Raw genomic sequence first — 16,085 nt, 5'->3', positions numbered from 1 at the left:
TTCATCGCATGACCAATGCCGCGGTACGTATACGGGGGCTCTGGAAGCGGTTCGGGGAGCAGGTGGCCGTCGGGGGGATCGATCTGGAGCTGCCCGCGGGGAAGTTCATCGGGCTGGTGGGGCCGAACGGAGCCGGGAAGACGACCACGTTGTCCATGGTGACCGGGCTGCTGCGGCCGGACGAGGGCACCGTGGAGGTCGTCGGGCACGACGTCTGGCGGGACCCGGTGGCCGTGAAGGCGCGGATCGGGGTGCTGCCCGAGGGGCTACGGCTGTTCGAGCGGCTGTCGGGCCGCGAACTCCTCGGCTACACCGGCCGGTTGCGCGGGCTGCCCGGGGCCGAGGTGGACAAGCGGGCCACCCAGCTGCTGGACGTGCTCGACCTGGCCGGCTCCCAGCACAAGCTGGTCGTCGACTACTCGACCGGCATGCGCAAGAAGATCGGTCTCGCCGCGGCCCTGCTGCACAACCCGGAAGTGCTGTTCCTGGACGAGCCGTTCGAGGGTGTGGACCCGGTGTCCGCGCAGACCATCCGGGGCGTCCTGGAGCGGTACACGGCCTCCGGCGCCACGGTCGTCTTCTCCTCCCATGTCATGGAGCTGGTCGAGTCGCTGTGCGACTGGGTCGCGGTGCTGGCGGCCGGCCGGATCCGCGCCGCCGGGCCGCTCGCCGAGGTGCGCGGCGCACACCCCACGCTCCAGGACGCGTTCCTGGAGCTGGTCGGGGCGAACGGCCGGCAGGCCGGGTCCGATCTGGACTGGCTGGGCGGCGGGGCGCCCCGATGACGAACCTCACCGGCACCGTCGTACGTCTGAAGCTGTCGCTGCTGCGGGGCGGGCTGCGGCAGTCGCGGGGGCGGCGGGACGCGTTCATCGTCTCCAGCGTCCTCGCGCTGCTGTTCGCGCTCGCCCAGCTGCCGGGCATGGTCCTGCTCAGCCGGCAGCCGCACGGCGAGGTGGTCTCCGTGACCGCCACGGCCGTACTGGCCCTGGGCTGGGCCTTCCTGCCGCTGTTCTTCCCGACCGGCGACGAGACGCTGGATCCGACCCGGCTGGTGATGCTGCCGCTGCGGCCGCTGCCGCTGATGCGCGCGCTGCTGGTGTCCTCCCTGGTCGGCGTCGGCCCGCTGGTCACCCTGCTGTTGCTGCTCGGCTGTGTGCTGGTGCCGGCGCGGGGCGCGGTGGGCTGGGCCACCGCGGTCGTCGCGCTGGTGCTCGCGCTGCTGGTGTGCGTGGCGCTCGCGCGGGCCGTGGCCGCCGCCAACGTACGGCTGCTCACCAGCCGCAAGGGCCGCGATCTGGCCGTGCTCAGCGGACTGGTGATCGCCATCGGCAGTCAGCTGGTCAACTTCGCCGCGCGGCGCCTGGGTTCGGGCGGCCTCGGGCAGCTGCGGCCGGTCGCGGACGTGTTGTCCTGGGTCCCGCCCGCGTCCGCGGTGGCGGCGGTGCGCTCGGCGAGCGAGGGGTCGTACGGCATCGCGCTCGCCCAACTGGCGCTCACCGCCGCGGCCTTGGTGGCGCTGGTCGTCGGCTGGGCGCGGAGCATGACCAGGCTGATGACCACGCCGGACGGGTCCACGCTCCAGGCCGCCGACGGCGGGCGCGCGGAGAGCAGGCGCACGGGCGGGCGCACGCGGCTGCTGCCCGCCGGGCGCACCGGCGCGGTCATGGAGCGCACCCTGCGCTATGTGTGGCGGGATCCGAAGACCAAGGCCGCCTGGGTGACCTCGCTGGCGGTCGGGCTGCTCATCCCGGTGTTCTACGCGCTCCAGCACACCGGTTCGGTCTACTTCGCGTGCTTCGCCGCCGGGATGCTCGGCCTCCAGATGTACAACCAGTTCGGGCAGGACACCTCCGCCTTCTGGATGGTGGCCCTGACCATCTCCTCACCCCGGGAGGCGTACGAGGAACTGCGCGGCCGGGCCCTCGCGCTGCTGCTGATCACGCTCCCCTACGCCGCGCTCGTCACAGTGCTGAACGTCGCCCTGCTGGACGCCTGGCCGATGCTGCCGCGGGTGCTGGGGATGTCCCTGGCGCTGCTCGGGGCGATGCTGGCGGCCGGGGCGTGGGCGTCGGCGCGGTTCCCGTACTCCATCCCGCAGGAGGGCCTCAAGAGCGTCGTACCCGGGCAGGCGGGTCTCGCCTGGATCAGCATCTTCGGCGGGATGCTCACCGCCGCCGTCCTGTGCGCCCCCTACATCGCCCTGACCGTATGGCTGGCCCAGGGCGCGGACGGCGTCGGGCGCACCTGGCTGCTGCTGCCCGTCGGGGCGGTCTACGGCGCCGGGGTCGCGCTGCTGGGGCTGCGGCTGGCGGCACCGCGGGCGGCGGGGCGGCTGCCGGAGATCCTGGCGGCGGTCAGCAAGGGGTGAGCGCCGCCGGTGCTACGGCCGCTCGTCCCGCGTCCACGGCCCCAGCTTCTCCGGGTTGCGAACGACCCAGATCCGGGACACCCGGCCGCCGCTGATCTCGAACGAGGCGACGGTCAGCACGATCCCGGCGCGCCGGGCCACCAGGCCCGGGGTGCCGTTGACCGAACACTCCAGGAGTTCGAGGCCGGGGGCCCGGTCGGCGATCGCGACCATGTACCGGGCGATGTGCGCGCCGCCCTCGACGGGGCGCAGCGCGGCTCCGGCCAGGCCGCCGCCGTCGGCGGTCAGCACGGCGGCCGGGTCGAGGAGGCCGACGAGGGCCGTGACGTTCTTGGCCTCCCACGCCTCCTTGACATGCCGTACCGCCTCGGCGAGCCCGGCCGTCGGCTCGGGGGGCCGGGCGGCGTCCACCCGGCGCCGGGCGGAGGCGGCCAGCTGCTTGCAGGCGCCGGGGGTGCGGCCGAGGACCTCGGCGATCCGGGCGAAGGGGTACCGGAAGACGTCGTGCAGGACGAACGCCACCCGCTCGGCGGGCGTCATCGACTCCAGGATGACGAGGAAGGCCATGGTCACCGACTCGTCCAGGACGATCTGGTCGGCGGGGTCGGTGCCGCCCTGCGGGCCGCTCCCGTCGCGGCCCGGCAGGGGGTCGGGCAGCCAGGCGCCGACATAGCGTTCGCGGCGGGCCCGCGCGGAGCCGAGCACGTCCAGGCAGACGCGGCCGGTCACCGTCGTCAGCCAGGCGCCCGGGTTCAGGATCTCGGCACGCCGGGCGCCCGGCAGCGCGTACCAGCGCGCGTACGCCTCCTGTACGGCGTCCTCGGCCTCGGTCAGTGAGCCGAGCAACCGGTAGGCCATGTTGAGCAGTTGGCGCCGCTCACCGGCTGTCCCGTCGGTGTCCGCCCCCGTCGCGCCCATCCCCCGACCGCCTCCTCGCCTTACCTTTCGCGGGCCCGTGTCGTCGGGCTGATCGGACCTTATCGATCCACCGATCCACTGCCCACGGGCGGACAAGGGGAGCGTGACATGGCCGACCAGCCGACAGCACAGCGGACTCAGTCGTTTCTGCGGTTCGCGATCGCCCTTCAGACCCTGACCATCTTCTGCCAGGCGGTCTCCGCCGGGCTGCTGCTGACGGTGTCGTACGGGCATGCGGTGCACGGCATCGGCGCCCGGGTGATGTACGGCGCGGCGATGCTGTACGTGCTCGCGGCGGTGCTGGCGTGGAAGCCGGGCGGCGGCTCGCCCCGGTCCATCTGGCACGCGACCGGCTTCCTCGTCCTCGCCTCGGTCCAGGTCGTGCTCGGTATCGCGCACGTCCCGTCGGTCCATGTCCCGCTCGGTGTCCTGATGTTCGCGCTGAGCGTGCTGGCGCTGGCCCGGCAGTGGGGCCCGGCGCGCCCCGGCCTCGTCCCGCACGGCCGGGGTGCGTAAGGTACGTGCGGCCCGGAGCCGCGCGGACGGCCTGGCCGGGATCCGGGACGGGGGTGTCGGGGATGACGGACGCGGCGGTCACCAGACCTGCGGACGACGAGGGCGACAAGGGCGAGATGGACGGCGGGCGGCCCGCGCCGCTGGACCGGCGGGTGTACGGCGTCGCGGCAGCGGTGTTCGCGCTGCTGATGGCGTTCTCCGCGCGCTACGGCCTCCACCGTGACGAGCTGTACTTCCTCGACTGCGCCCGGCACCTCCAGGCGAGCTATGTGGACCAGCCGGTGCTGGCGCCGCTGCTGGCCAGGGTCTCGCTGGAGCTGTTCGGGGTCTCGGCGACGGGCCTGCGGCTGTTCCCCGCGCTGGCCGCGGCGGGCACGGTGGTGGTGGGCGCCCTGACCGCGCGGGAGTTCGGCGGCGCCCGGCGCCCGCAGCTGCTCGCGGCGGTCGCGACGGCCACCATGCCGGTGCTGCTGGGCAGCGCGCACATCGCCAACACCACGTCGTACGAGACGCTGGCGTGGGCGGCGATCGCACTGGTGGTGGTGCGGATCGGCCGTACCGGCGACACCCGGTGGTGGCTCGCCGCGGGGGCGCTGGTCGGGGTCGGCGCGGAGTTCAACCATCTCGCGGCGATCTTCGGGGCCGTCCTGCTGGCGGCGGTGCTGCTCGGCCCGGCCCGGCGGACCGCGGCCGACCGCCGGCTGCTGTGGGGCGCGCTGATCGCCGTAGTGCCGGTGCTGCCCGATCTGTGGTGGCAGTCGCGGCACGGCTGGGCCATGTTCGAGATGACGCGGGCGCTGAACGCCGAGCACGGCGGGCCGGGGAACATCGTCACCTGGGTCGTGGGCCAGCTCGGCATGTCCTGTCTGGCGATGATCGTGGTGTGGGTGGCCGGGCTGCGGTTCCTGTGGCGGTCCGAGCGGCCGCTGTGGCGATGCCTGGCGCTCGCGTACGGCGTGCTGTTCGTGCTGTTCGCGGTGACGACCGGGGCGCAGGTGTACTACCTGGCCGGGCTGTACGTGTGCCTGCTCGCGGCCGGCGCGGTGGTGCTCGACGGGACGCTGTACGCCGGCCGGGAGCGGCTGCGCGGCCTGGTGCTCGGCACCGCCGTGTCGACCGCGGTGTCCGCCGTGATCGTGCTGCCGGTGCTGCCGCCGTCCGACGTGGCCTGGACGTACGGCATCAGTCCGATCTCCGGGGAGACCCAGGGCTGGCCCCGGCTGGTGGGGACCGTGCGGCAGGTGTGGACCGGGCTGCCGGCCGAGCGGCGCGCGCACGCGGTGATCTTCGCGGCGGACTACGGCGAGGCGGGCGCCGTCAATGAACTGGGGCGCGGCACCGGGCTGCCGACGGCCGTGGGCTCACAGAACACCGACTGGTGGTGGGGCCCCGGCGACGCGCACGCCACGACGGTGGTGGCGATCGCGCCCGGCCCCCGGTATCTCCCGGGGTACGAGGCCAGGCTGCGCCGGTACTTCCGGGACGTACGGGAGGTGGCGACGCTGTCCGATCCCGGGGGCGCGCCGAACATCGAGCGGGGCGGGCATGTGTATGTGTGCGAGGGGCCGCGGCGGGCGTGGGGGGAGATCTGGCCGGAGCTGCGGATGTACGCGTGAGCGCCCACCACATCCCGGCGCACCGTTTTTACGAATGGGCGTTCGAAAATACTGCCCCTGCGGACAACACCGCTCATTCGAGTGACACCGCGTCAGGAATGATCGCCGTCGCGGCGGGGATCTTTCTGGCGGGAGGCGGACCGCTCGGGGAAAAACGGTCCGAGGGGGACTGACCCTGGGAGCTCGGGGCTCCGGGTCAGCGCAGGGGAGGACAGGCCCCGGTGCCGAAAGGCGCCGGGGCCCTCTGCCGTCCGGGGGGCCCGGTGCGGCTCAGCGCTTGGCGACGAACACGTGGGAGGCGATGTCGGCCTCCAGCTCGGCAGCCTCGCCGCCGCTGCCGACCAGCACCCCGCCCGCCGACTCGGTCACGCTCACCACGGAACCGGGCTGCACTCCGGCCCGGCGCAGGGTGTACATCAGCTGCGCGTCCATCTGGATGGGCTCGCCGATACGGCGCACGACGACGGTCTTGCCGTCGGTGCCCGCGTCCAGGTCGGCGAGCGAGACCATGCCCTCGTCCAGGAACGGATCGGCGCCGTCCTTCTCGCCCAGCTCCTCAAGGCCCGGGATCGGGTTGCCGTACGGCGACTCGGTCGGGTGGCGCAGCAGCTCCATGACGCGGCGCTCGACGGCCTCGCTCATCACATGCTCCCAGCGGCAGGCCTCCGCGTGCACCTGCTCCCACTCCAGGCCGATCACATCGACCAGCAGGCACTCGGCGAGGCGGTGCTTGCGCATCACCCGGGTGGCGAGCCTGCGACCCTCGCCGGTCAGCTCCAGATGGCGGTCGCTGGCGACGGCGACCAGGCCGTCCCGCTCCATCCGCGCCACCGTCTGGCTCACCGTCGGCCCGCTCTGGTCGAGCCGCTCCGCGATCCGGGCGCGCATGGGGACGACGCCTTCCTCCTCCAGTTCGAGGATGGTGCGGAGATACATCTCCGTGGTGTCGATCAGTCCGGACATACGTGCCCCTCGATTACCTCTGCCGGCACCTGGCGCGTGCGCTGGCCTCAACCCAATTCTGCCGGATCCCACTGACAAGCGGGTGGCACCGGGGGAACGGGGCGGATTCGGGGCGTGCCGACGGGCCCCGGCGGCGGAATGGGCAACGCTGTATTGACACCGCACTGGTCCAGACCGCACCGTGATCCGCGACACAGACGCTGCGAAGGGGCACCGCATGAGCGACGGCACGCCTGCCGACCTGTTCTTCGACGCCGCCATCAACCTCCTGCAACGGCTCAGGGAGGAAGAGGCGGAGGCGATCGAGTCCGCCGGGACCCTGCTCGCCGACACCGTCGAAAGCGGCGGCCGGCTGTTCGCCTTCGGCGCCGGGCACTCCTCGCTCGCCGCGCAGGACGTCGTCTACCGCGCGGGCGGACTCGCCCTGATGAACCTGCTCACCGTCCCCGGCGTGGTGGGCGTGGACGTCACCCCGGCCACCCTCGGCTCCGCGCTCGAACGCGTCGACGGGCTCGCGAGCGCCGTGCTCGACACCTCGCCGCTGCGCTCCGGCGACGCCCTCGTGATCATCTCCCTGTCGGGACGCAACGCGCTGCCCGTCGAGATGGCCCAGCGCGCCCGCGCCCTCGGCATCAAGGTGATCGGTGTGACCTCGGTGGCGTACGCGGCGCAGACGACGTCCCGGCACTCCTCCGGCACGTTCCTGAAGGACCACTGCGATCTCGTCCTCGACTCGAAGATCGCGGTCGGCGACGCTGAGCTGACCCTGGACACCATCCCGGCCCCCTTCGCGCCCGCCTCCACCGTGGTCACCACGGCACTGATGCAGGCCGTCCTCGCCACCACCGCCGCCACCCTCGCCGACCGCGGCATCGAACCCCCGCTGCTGCGCTCGGGGAACGTGGACGGCGGCCACGACTGGAACAACCGGGTGATGGACGAGTACGGCGACCGGATCTTCTACCGCCGCTGACCCGACCGCCCTAAGGGCCTGTCTGACAATTCCCGTCGTCGCCCGGAGGGCGGCCGCGCGGCGTCAGGTGCGTGCTCTCGGGGTGCCGGGCGTAGGCCCTCGTACTGGACGTACTCGGGTCTGCGCCCGGTGCCGCGAGAGTGCGTGCATGGCATCGCGCGGCAGACGGGAATGGTCAGACAGGCCCTAGCGCTCCCGCGTCGCCCCCGCGAGGTCCAGTGCCGCCGCTATCCGCAGCGCCACGTCCTCGGCGTACGACGCGTCCGAGCGCTCGAAGGGGGTGCGCGCGGCGCCGCGCAGGAAGGTGACGACACCGAGTGTGCGGCCCCGGCTGCGCAGCACCGCGCACAGGGCGTGCACCGCGTCACCGGGCCACTGCCGGCGCAGCGCCCACTCCCGGGCCAGTTCGGGCGGCACCGAGCCGGCCTCCGCGCGCACACAGCCGGTGCGCTCCACGCAGCTCAGCGCCGGATGCCCCGGCTCGTAGCGCACGGGCAGTCCCGCGGCCCCGGTGAGCACGCTCGGGCCCGGCGCCCCGGCGGGCGTGGCGGCGAGCCGTACGAGTCGTACCGCGCCCGCCGCGTCCGGTGTGCGCGGCGCGTCCGCGAGCCGGTCGATCAGGGCGTGGTCGGCGAACCCGGCGAGGGCGTAGTCGAGGTGGACGGTGGCCGCCTCCAGCGGGTCCTCGCACTCGGCGGCGGCGCGCGCCGCGCGGTGCAGCTGCTTGGTGCGGAAGCGCAGCAGCGCGGCCTCCTGCTCGCCCCGCTTGGCCTCGGTGACATCCGTGAAGAGCCAGCCGACCCCGAGCGGCACGGGCTCCTCGGCGAGCGGGGAGGCGAGCGGCAGGAAGGCGTTGCGCCAGCACCGGCGCTGTTCGCCCTCGGCGGGGCTCCGCAGGGTGACCCACACCTCGGCGGGCGCGGGCGGCGCGCCCTCGGCGAGGACATGGGTCAGCGCGGCCTCCAGCTCCTCCACACCCTGCGCGAGCAGTTCGCCGAGCGGCCGGCCGAGCGCGGAGGCCCGCCCGATGCCGAAGGCGCGCGAGGCATGCGCGTTGACGACGGCCGGGCGCAGATCGGCGTCGACCAGGACGACACCCCACTCGGCGTCCTCGAACAGTGCCTCGCTCAGGGCGATGGACCGCTCCAGGTCGATCTGCGCGTGCACCTCGCTGAAGGCGCAGTAGACGCCCGCGGGCTCGCCGTCGGCGCCCCGTACGGCGGCGGACTGGGTGCGCACGAGGACCCGGCCGCCGTCCTTGGTCAGCAGCGCGAACTCGTGCACCTGCCGACCGGGCGCCCGCATCGCGGAGAGCAGCCGGGCCTGGACCTCCTCGGCGTCGGCGGTGCGCACCGCCCAGCCGGCGAAGCCGTGCCGTCCGACCGCGTCCTTGGCGCTCCAGCCCAGGATCCGCTCGGCCTCGCGGTTCCAGTGGGTGACGACGCCGGCCGAGTCGAAGGCGCACAGGGCCGCGTCCATGCCGTCGAGCAGCGCGGCCAGCAGATCGGACCCGCCGGGTTCCCCCGACGCGCCGGGCTCGTCGGGCCCCAGCTCATCGGTGGCCCCACTTCGCCGGGAAGCACTCACCTCGACCCCCTGCACGCTGCGTCGGCGCACGTAAGGCGCCCGTTCCGCTCACTGCCCCTCATTCAACTCGAACGTGACGCAGCCCACATCCTGTTCCCTCAAGATGGAGGGAATCAATCCCCGGGTTCCGTCACCAGAAGTCGCAGGTCGACCCATTCGTCCCGCTCACCGTCCAGCACATAGCGCTCTACCTCCTCGAATCCCCGCCGTACGGCGAACCGCAGTCCGTCGCCGTTCGCCGCCAGCACACAGGTCTCCACGACGCCCGCGCCCAGTGCGCGGGCCCGGTCCAGCGCGTTCCCGTAGATCACCGTCCCGAACCCCCGGCGCCGGAATTCGGGCAGCACCCGCGCGATCACGGTCGCCACCCGCTGCTCCCCCAGCGGGGGCCGCACGGTGGAGCAGCCGACGAGGACGTCACCGGCGTACGCGTTCGCCAGCAGGTACCGCTCCCTGCGCACCCGGGCCTGTGCCGGTGACATCGCGGCGGGCGGCACCACCGCGTTGTGCACGAGCCGCCACTGCTCCAGCATGTCGTCGCCCTGGACCGGGGCCGTCCGAAGAACGGGAAGATCAGTCACAGCCAGCAGTCCTACCACCGATGACGCTCCTCCATTCGGGCGATCCGGGAGCGTCGGCGGGCGCCTTGGAAAAAACAGTTGAGCCCGCTGCGGTCGGTTCCTAGGCTGTAGGCACACAGAAGGGAGGTGGTTCGGCAGATGTATGCATACCGGACGCGTGAGGTGGCTGCGGGCTAGCGGCTCGTCACCACGCTCAGTGCGGTGCCGGACCGGCACGTGAGGGATACGTGCAGCCGGCCCAATCCCAAGCAGTCACCCGACCCGCGAGCTGCCGGTACGTCCGGCCGGCTCCTCTCCGGAGGAACCCAGCTCGCGGGTCGTCTGCGTTCCCGGGGCCCTCAGGGACTGAGGCGCTCGACCCCCCAGGTGCCGTCCGGACGGGCGGTGTAGCGCAGCCGGTCGTGCAGCCGGTTCTCGCGGCCCTGCCAGAACTCGACGCTCTGCGGTACGACACGGAAGCCGCCCCAGTGCGGGGGCACCGGCACCCGCTCGTCCTCGGGATAGCGGTCCGCCAACTCGGCGTACGCGGCGTCCAGTTCGGCGCGCGAGCCGATCACCGTGGACTGCGCGCTGGCCCAGGCGCCCAGCTGGGAGCCGTGCGGCCGGGTGCGGAAGTAGGCGGCCGTCTCGTCCCGCCCGGTACGGCGGACACCGCCCGTGACGATGACCTGCCGGGCCAGCGGATGCCAGGGGAAGAGCAGCGAGACGTACGGGTTCGCCGTGAGGTCCCGGCCCTTGCGGGAGTCGTAGTTCGTGTAGAAGACGAAGCCCTCGGTGTCGAACTGCTTCATCAGCACGGTGCGTGAGCTGGGCCGACCCTCGGCGTCCGCCGTGGCGACGACCATGGCGTTCGGCTCGTAGAGCGTGCCGTGGAGGGCCGCCCGGGCCGCATCCTCGAACCAGCGTGCGAACTGGTCCATGGGGTGCGTGGCGAGGTCCTGTTCGGCGAGTCCGTCGGCCCGGTACTGCTTGCGCATCGCGGCGGGGTCGAGGACGGGATCCAGGAGTGGTTCGCGGTCGGTCACGCGGTCATCTTGCCGTATCTAATGGGCCTGCTGGCACCCAGTGTCGTCAAGTCTCTCCAAGTGAGACATACGGGGTTATCGTGCTGATTCCAGGCCCGTTCAGAGCCGCGCCGCCCGCCCAGCACGAGGAGCCGCCTGATGTCCGACTTCGTACCCGGGCTCGAAGGAGTCGTAGCGTTCGAGACGGAGATCGCCGAACCGGACAAGGAGGGCGGGGCCCTGCGCTACCGGGGCGTCGACATCGAGGATCTGGTCGGCCATGTCTCCTTCGGCAATGTGTGGGGCCTGCTGGTCGACGGCTCCTTCAACCCGGGGCTGCCGCCCGCCGAGCCCTTCCCCATCCCGGTGCACTCCGGTGACATCCGCGTGGACGTCCAGTCCGCGCTCGCCATGCTGGCCCCCGTCTGGGGACTCCAGCCCCTCCTCGACATCGACGAGCGCCAGGCGCGCGAGGATCTGGCGCGGGCCGCGGTCATGGCCCTGTCGTACGTCGCCCAGTCCGCGCGCGGGCAGGGTCTGGCGATGGTGCCGCAGCGGGAGATCGACAAGGCCAGGTCGGTGGTGGAGCGGTTCATGATCCGCTGGCGCGGGGAGCCGGACCCCCGGCATGTCGCGGCGGTCGACGCGTACTGGACATCGGCCGCGGAGCACGGCATGAACGCGTCCACGTTCACCGCCCGGGTCATCGCCTCCACCGGCGCGGATGTCGCCGCCGCGCTCTCGGGCGCGGTCGGCGCGATGTCCGGCCCGCTGCACGGCGGCGCGCCCTCCCGGGTGCTCGGGATGATCGAGGAGATCGAGCGCACCGGGGACGCGGCGGGCTATGTGAGACGGACCCTGGACCGGGGCGAGCGGCTCATGGGCTTCGGGCACCGGGTGTACCGGGCCGAGGACCCGCGGGCGCGGGTGCTGCGGCGCACGGCGCGGGAGTTGGGGGCGCCGCGGTTCGAGGTCGCGGAGGCGCTGGAGAAGGCGGCGCTGGAGGAGCTGCACAGCCGCAGGCCGGACCGGGTGCTGGCCACGAACGTGGAGTTCTGGGCGGCGATCATGCTGGACTTCGCGGAGGTCCCGGCGCACATGTTCACGTCGATGTTCACGTGTGCGCGCACGGCGGGGTGGTCGGCGCACATCCTCGAACAGCGGCGGACGGGCCGGCTGGTGCGGCCGACGGCCAGGTATGTGGGGCCGGGGCCGCGGCGGCCGCAGGACATCGAGGGGTATGCGGACATCGCCCGGTAGCGGCGGGGGCGGCGGAGCCGTGGATCGGCTCCGCACGCGTGTCACCAACGTCCCGGGACAGCACACCTAGGCCGGGGTCAGAAGGCCCGCGTGATGCCGCTCCGCCACCAGCGGGTGCGCCCGCAGCTTGCCCTTGAGTTCGTTGTAGCCGTACTCGGCGAACAGGGGGTTCGTCGGGTCGGTGGTGATGCCCGGGGCCCGGGTGGCGCCCGGGAAGGGGAGCGGGGCGACCTTGCCGTCCAGGCGCGGGTTGTAGAAGAACGGGATCGAGAAGCGTTCGGTCGCTCCGGCCGGGCTGACCACGCGGTGGTTGGTGGCGAGGAGGTAGCCGTCGGTGGCGACCTCCAGGAGTTCGCCGAGGTTGACGACGAAGGCGTTCTCCAGCGGCGGCACATCGTGGAAGCGGCCGTCCTCGCGCTGGACCTGGAGGCCGCCGACGGTGTCCTGGAGGAGCAGGGTGAGGAAGCCGTAGTCCTTGTGCGCGCCGACGCCCTGGTCCGCGCCGTCGCCCGCGCTGCCGGGGTAGCGGACCAGCTTGAGCTGCGGGTGGGCCCGGTCGCCGAAGATCGGGTCGTAGAAGTCGGCGGGGGCGCCGATGGCGATCAGCAGCTCGTGCAGCAGGCGCTGGGCGACCGCGCTGAGCCGCTCGATCCAGGCGAGGGCCGCGGTGCGCAGCTCGGGCAGGGCGGCCGGCCACTGGTTGGGGCCCTGGAGCCACCAGTACGGCGGCTCACCGGGGCCGGGCACCCGGGCGGGCCGCTCGGCGCCGATGTCGAGCTGGTCGCGCCAGTCGCGGGCGCCGCCGGTGCGCTCGTCGCCGGTGCGCGTATAGCCGCGGAAATGCGGGGAGTTGACGTTGTCCAGCGCCAGCCGGTCGGCCTCCGGGAGCTCGAAGAAGGCACGCATGGCGGTGATCAGCGCGTCCGTCTCCGCCTTGGTCACGCCGTGCCCGACCAGCTGGAAGAAGCCGACGTCGTGCGCGGCGCTGTGCAGCTGGGCGTGCAGCAGGTCCCGGCTTCGGGGACCGCGGTCGGCGGCGGAGAGGTCGATGACGGGCAGCTGGTCGTACGACGCGGTCGTCGCGATATGCGAGGTCATGGTGTGTCCGCAGGGTGTACGGGGCACGGGCGGCCGCAGGGGTACGCGGCCCCCGGGTGCCGGAAAAGGAAGAGTGCAGAGCGCAGAGCGAGTGGGGGCTGGATCAGGCGGTGTGGCGCCGACAGCCCATGCTCGTGACGCGCACGTAGTCCACGTGGCGGCGTCGAACGAGCATCGGAAGCATGCGCCCAGAGTACTGCGCGCACCGCGATAGGGATGTGGCCCGGCTCACTCCGCCGGAACCCGGCGACGACCCGGCCGCTCAGCCGAGCGACGCCTCCACCAGGGCCGCCCACTGGGCCACGACCCGTTCGCGGCGGGCCGTGTCGTCGGTGAGGACGTTGGCGAGGCCGAGGCCGCGGGCCATGTCGAGGAGGCCCTGGACGGTCTCGCGGACGCCGGGTCGGGACTCGTCGGCGCGCAGCAGCTCGACGGCGATGCGATGGGTCTCGCGGCCGACGCGGGCCTCCAGTTCGGTGACCCGGCCGCGCAGTTGCTCCTCGTTGGAGGCGGCCACCCACAGTTGCAGGGCGGCCCGGAAGAGGGGGCCGGTGTAGAGGTCGACCAGGGCGGTGACGACGGCCCGGCGATCGCCCCGCACACCGTCGGGGAACAGGTCGCGCAACGCGCTGGAGCGTTCCTCGGCGACGTACTCGACGGCCGCGGTGAACAGGTCCTCGCGGGTCGGGAAGTGGTGCTGGGCCGCGCCCCGGGAGACCCCGGCGCGCTCGGCGACGACGGCGACCGTGGAGCCCGCCCAGCCGTGTTCGGCGAGACAGGCGACGGCGGCCTCCAGGAGCCGCTGCCGGGTGGCGCGGCTGCGGTCCTGCTTGGGCTGCCGGTCGCGGTCCGACCGTGGTCCGCGGGCGCGGTCCGCCGTCGTGCTCATCTGCTCACACCACCCATGCCGGATCCCGCTTCTCCAGGAAGGCCGTCATCCCCTCCCGGGCCTGGTCGGAGGCGAACAGGCGGGCCGAGAGCGCGGTGAGGTCCGCCGCGTCCCGGTCGAATGTTTCCAGCACCCTAGCCGTGAGCAGCCGTTTCGTCTCCGCCAGGGCCTCGGGCGCGGAGCGGCGCAGCCCCTCGAGGGCGGGTGCCAGGGCCTCGTCCACATCCGCGGCGGCGGCCGTGAGCAGCCCGGTGCGCACGGCCTCCTCGGGCCCGAAGCGCTCCCCGGTGAGGTAATAGCGGGCCAGGGCGCGCGGATCGGTGCGCGGCAGCAGCGGCAGCGAGATCACCGCGGGGGCCACCCCGATGCGCACCTCGGTGAAGGCGAAGGTGGCCGCGGCGCCGGCGAAGGCCAGGTCGCAGGCGGCGAGCAGGCCGAGGCCGCCCGCGCGGACATGCCCGGTGACCCGGGCGAGGACCGGCTTGGGCAGCTCGACGAGCTGCCGCAGCAGGGCGACCAGCGCGTCCGGGTGCGGCGGTTCGCGCAGGTCGGCGCCGGCCGAGAAGGTGTTACCTGTGTGGGTGAGGACGACGGCCCGTACCTCCGGGTCCTTGCCGCACTCGGCCAGCGCCTCCGCGAGGGCGGCGACGAGGCGCGCGGACAGCGCGTTGCGGGTGCCGGTGGCGTCCAGGCTGAGGGTCTCGACGCCGCGGGTGCGCGAGCGTCCGATGATCGTGGTCATATCCGCTCCCTGAGCTCGCGCCGCAGGATCTTCCCGGAGGCGGCGCGCGGCACGCTGTCGGTGAAGGTGACCTTGCGGACGCGCTTGTACGGTGCGACGCGCTCGGCGACATGGAGCAGCACGTCGTTCTCGGTGGGTTCGCCGCCCTCGGACCGGCGGACGACGAAGGCGTGCGGCACCTCGTTGCCGTCCTCGTCGTAGTCGCCGACGACGGCCGCGTCGGCGATGCCGGGGTGGGTGAGCAGCAGGGCCTCCAGTTCGGCGGGTGCCACCTGGAAGCCCTTGTACTTGATGAGTTCCTTCACCCGGTCCACCACGAACAGCCAGCCGTCGCCGTCGACTTGGCCGACGTCCCCGGTGTGCAGCCAGCCGTCCGCGTCGATCAGCGCGGCGGTGGCCTCGGGCCGGCCGAGGTAGCCCTTCATCACCTGGGGCCCCCGGATCAGGATCTCCCCCCGCTCCCCCGCGCCGAGGTCACGGGCGGGGTCGGCCAGGTCCACGATCCGCATCTCGGTGCCCGCGATCAGCTTGCCGACGGTCCCGGCGGGCGCGTCGTGCAGCCGGTCGAGCGGGACGACATGGCTGCCCGGGGACAGTTCGGTCATGCCGTAGGCCTGGCCGATCGGGGGCAGTCCGAGGCGGTGCGCGCAGGCGCGGGCGAGATCGGCGTCCAGCGGGGCGGCGGCGCACAGGACGTACTGGAGGCAGGAGAGGTCGTAGCGGGTGACCGCGGGGTGCTTGGCGAGGGCGAGGACGATCGGCGGGGCGACGTAGAGGCCGGTGATGCGGTGCTTCTCGATCGCGGCGAGGAAGGTCTCCAGGTCGAAGCGGGGCAGCACGACGACCGTGCTGCCGAGCCGCAGGGGCGCGTTCATCAGCGCGGTCAGGCCGTAGATGTGGAAGAACGGCAGGACGGCGAGGATGCGTTCACCGGGCCCGGTGGGTGCGGCCGACTGCAACTGGGCCAGGTTCGTGCCGATCTGGCGGTGGGTGAGCATCACCCCCTTGGGCACGCCGGTGGTACCGGAGGAGTACGGCAGCACCGCGACGTCCTCCGCCACGTCGAACGCCAGCTCCGGTTCGGGTGCCGCCGTGCCGAGCAGGTCGATCAGCGAGCGGTGCCCGGGTGCGCTGTCGCACACGAAGATCTCCCGAACGCCGCCCGCGAGTTCGGCGGCGCGGCGGGCGGTGGGCAGCAGCGGCGAGACGGTGACGAGCCAGCGGGTCCCGCTGTCCCGCAGCTGCTTGGCCAACTCCTCGGCGGTGGCGAGCGGATGGGCCGTGGTGACGGTGGCGCCCGCCCGGGTGGCGGCGTAGAAGGCGGTCGGGAAGGCGATGGTGTTGGGGCTGTGCAGGGCGAGGACATCGCCCTTGCGCACGCCCGCGTCGGCGAGGGCGGCGGCGAGTCGCCGGTGGAACCGGTCCACCTGCTCGTACGTGAGCGTGGTCCCGTCCGTGCCGTCGACCAGCGCGGGCCGCTCGCCGAATTCGACCGCGTGGCCCAGCACGGCGTCATGGACGGGGAGTTCGACGGGCGGGACACTTGCGTACTCGCTGCGGAACACGG

The 16,085-nt window shown here is 73.1% G+C and carries 15 protein-coding genes; 6 read left to right on the top strand and 9 right to left on the bottom strand.

Features of this window, described 5'->3' with window-relative positions:
* Window positions 1–8 precede the first annotated feature (8 nt).
* Together HEP81_RS21475 and HEP81_RS21470 are read left to right on the top strand one after the other, a co-directional pair.
* Entirely contained in the window at window positions 9–785 is a 777-nt protein-coding gene (locus tag HEP81_RS21475; RefSeq protein WP_037662224.1) for an ABC transporter ATP-binding protein, read from the top strand.
* Complete coding sequence (locus tag HEP81_RS21470) at window positions 782–2,371, top strand: hypothetical protein (protein ID WP_051850581.1); 1,590 nt, start codon at window positions 782–784, stop codon at window positions 2,369–2,371. The genes HEP81_RS21475 and HEP81_RS21470 overlap by 4 nt, the downstream gene beginning before the upstream one ends.
* A 12-nt stretch (window positions 2,372–2,383) precedes the next feature.
* On the opposite strand, the gene sigJ is transcribed toward HEP81_RS21470, so the two are convergent.
* Window positions 2,384–3,289 carry an RNA polymerase sigma factor SigJ gene (gene sigJ / locus HEP81_RS21465; RefSeq protein WP_037662226.1) on the bottom strand — a complete coding sequence of 302 codons (906 nt, stop codon included), beginning with the start codon at window positions 3,287–3,289 and terminating at the stop codon, window positions 2,384–2,386.
* Between the two features lie 108 nt (window positions 3,290–3,397).
* Here sigJ and HEP81_RS21460 point away from each other — a divergent pair, with 108 nt between their 5' ends.
* Complete coding sequence (locus HEP81_RS21460) at window positions 3,398–3,805, top strand: hypothetical protein (RefSeq protein ID WP_037662227.1); 408 nt, start codon at window positions 3,398–3,400, stop codon at window positions 3,803–3,805.
* 62 nt (window positions 3,806–3,867) lie between these two features.
* On the top strand, window positions 3,868–5,421 hold the full coding sequence (locus HEP81_RS21455; RefSeq protein WP_243279505.1) for an ArnT family glycosyltransferase: 1,554 nt from the start codon (window positions 3,868–3,870) through the stop codon (window positions 5,419–5,421).
* Between the two features lie 270 nt (window positions 5,422–5,691).
* Here the strand turns inward: HEP81_RS21455 and HEP81_RS21450 are convergent, their stop codons facing one another.
* A complete protein-coding gene (locus tag HEP81_RS21450) occupies window positions 5,692–6,384 on the bottom strand; it encodes an iron-dependent transcriptional repressor DtxR (RefSeq protein ID WP_037662230.1) in 693 nt (230 codons plus the stop codon).
* 217 nt (window positions 6,385–6,601) lie between these two features.
* Between HEP81_RS21450 and HEP81_RS21445 the strand changes: the two genes are divergently transcribed.
* Window positions 6,602–7,357 carry an SIS domain-containing protein gene (locus HEP81_RS21445; protein WP_037662231.1) on the top strand — a complete coding sequence of 252 codons (756 nt, stop codon included), beginning with the start codon at window positions 6,602–6,604 and terminating at the stop codon, window positions 7,355–7,357.
* 186 nt (window positions 7,358–7,543) lie between these two features.
* Here the strand turns inward: HEP81_RS21445 and HEP81_RS21440 are convergent, their stop codons facing one another.
* The 3 genes from HEP81_RS21440 to pdxH form a co-directional block, all read right to left on the bottom strand.
* Window positions 7,544–8,944, bottom strand: coding sequence for a PAS domain-containing protein (locus HEP81_RS21440; RefSeq protein WP_037653499.1), 1,401 nt, complete (start codon window positions 8,942–8,944; stop codon window positions 7,544–7,546).
* Between the two features lie 113 nt (window positions 8,945–9,057).
* The gene (locus HEP81_RS21435) at window positions 9,058–9,525 is read right to left on the bottom strand and encodes a GNAT family N-acetyltransferase (RefSeq protein WP_243279504.1); all 468 of its coding nucleotides are present in this window, start codon (window positions 9,523–9,525) and stop codon (window positions 9,058–9,060) included.
* Between the two features lie 338 nt (window positions 9,526–9,863).
* Complete coding sequence (gene pdxH / locus HEP81_RS21430) at window positions 9,864–10,550, bottom strand: pyridoxamine 5'-phosphate oxidase (RefSeq protein WP_037653293.1); 687 nt, start codon at window positions 10,548–10,550, stop codon at window positions 9,864–9,866.
* 138 nt (window positions 10,551–10,688) lie between these two features.
* On the opposite strand from pdxH, the gene HEP81_RS21425 reads away from it, so the two are divergent.
* Window positions 10,689–11,789 (top strand): citrate synthase 2, encoded by a 1,101-nt coding sequence (locus HEP81_RS21425; protein WP_037653294.1) that lies wholly within the window; start codon window positions 10,689–10,691, stop codon window positions 11,787–11,789.
* Between the two features lie 66 nt (window positions 11,790–11,855).
* Here HEP81_RS21425 and HEP81_RS21420 read toward each other — a convergent pair whose 3' ends face one another.
* From HEP81_RS21420 to HEP81_RS21405, 4 genes are all read right to left on the bottom strand, one after another.
* The gene (locus HEP81_RS21420) at window positions 11,856–12,887 is read right to left on the bottom strand and encodes an isopenicillin N synthase family dioxygenase (protein WP_037653295.1); all 1,032 of its coding nucleotides are present in this window, start codon (window positions 12,885–12,887) and stop codon (window positions 11,856–11,858) included.
* A gap of 262 nt (window positions 12,888–13,149) precedes the next feature.
* Window positions 13,150–13,776, bottom strand: a complete 627-nt coding sequence (locus HEP81_RS21415; protein WP_037653296.1) for a TetR/AcrR family transcriptional regulator — start codon at window positions 13,774–13,776, stop codon at window positions 13,150–13,152.
* A 4-nt stretch (window positions 13,777–13,780) separates the two neighbouring features.
* Window positions 13,781–14,518 (bottom strand): enoyl-CoA hydratase family protein, encoded by a 738-nt coding sequence (locus tag HEP81_RS21410; protein ID WP_037653297.1) that lies wholly within the window; start codon window positions 14,516–14,518, stop codon window positions 13,781–13,783.
* Window positions 14,515–16,083 carry a 4-coumarate--CoA ligase family protein gene (locus HEP81_RS21405; protein WP_037653298.1) on the bottom strand — a complete coding sequence of 523 codons (1,569 nt, stop codon included), beginning with the start codon at window positions 16,081–16,083 and terminating at the stop codon, window positions 14,515–14,517. The genes HEP81_RS21410 and HEP81_RS21405 overlap by 4 nt, the downstream gene beginning before the upstream one ends.
* Window positions 16,084–16,085 lie beyond the last annotated feature (2 nt).

The sequence above is a fragment of the Streptomyces griseofuscus genome (assembly GCF_014673495.1).
Classification (GTDB): domain Bacteria; phylum Actinomycetota; class Actinomycetes; order Streptomycetales; family Streptomycetaceae; genus Streptomyces; species Streptomyces murinus.
Note: the sequence above shows the minus strand (reverse complement) of the source record. Positions and strands in the feature narration are given on the sequence as shown.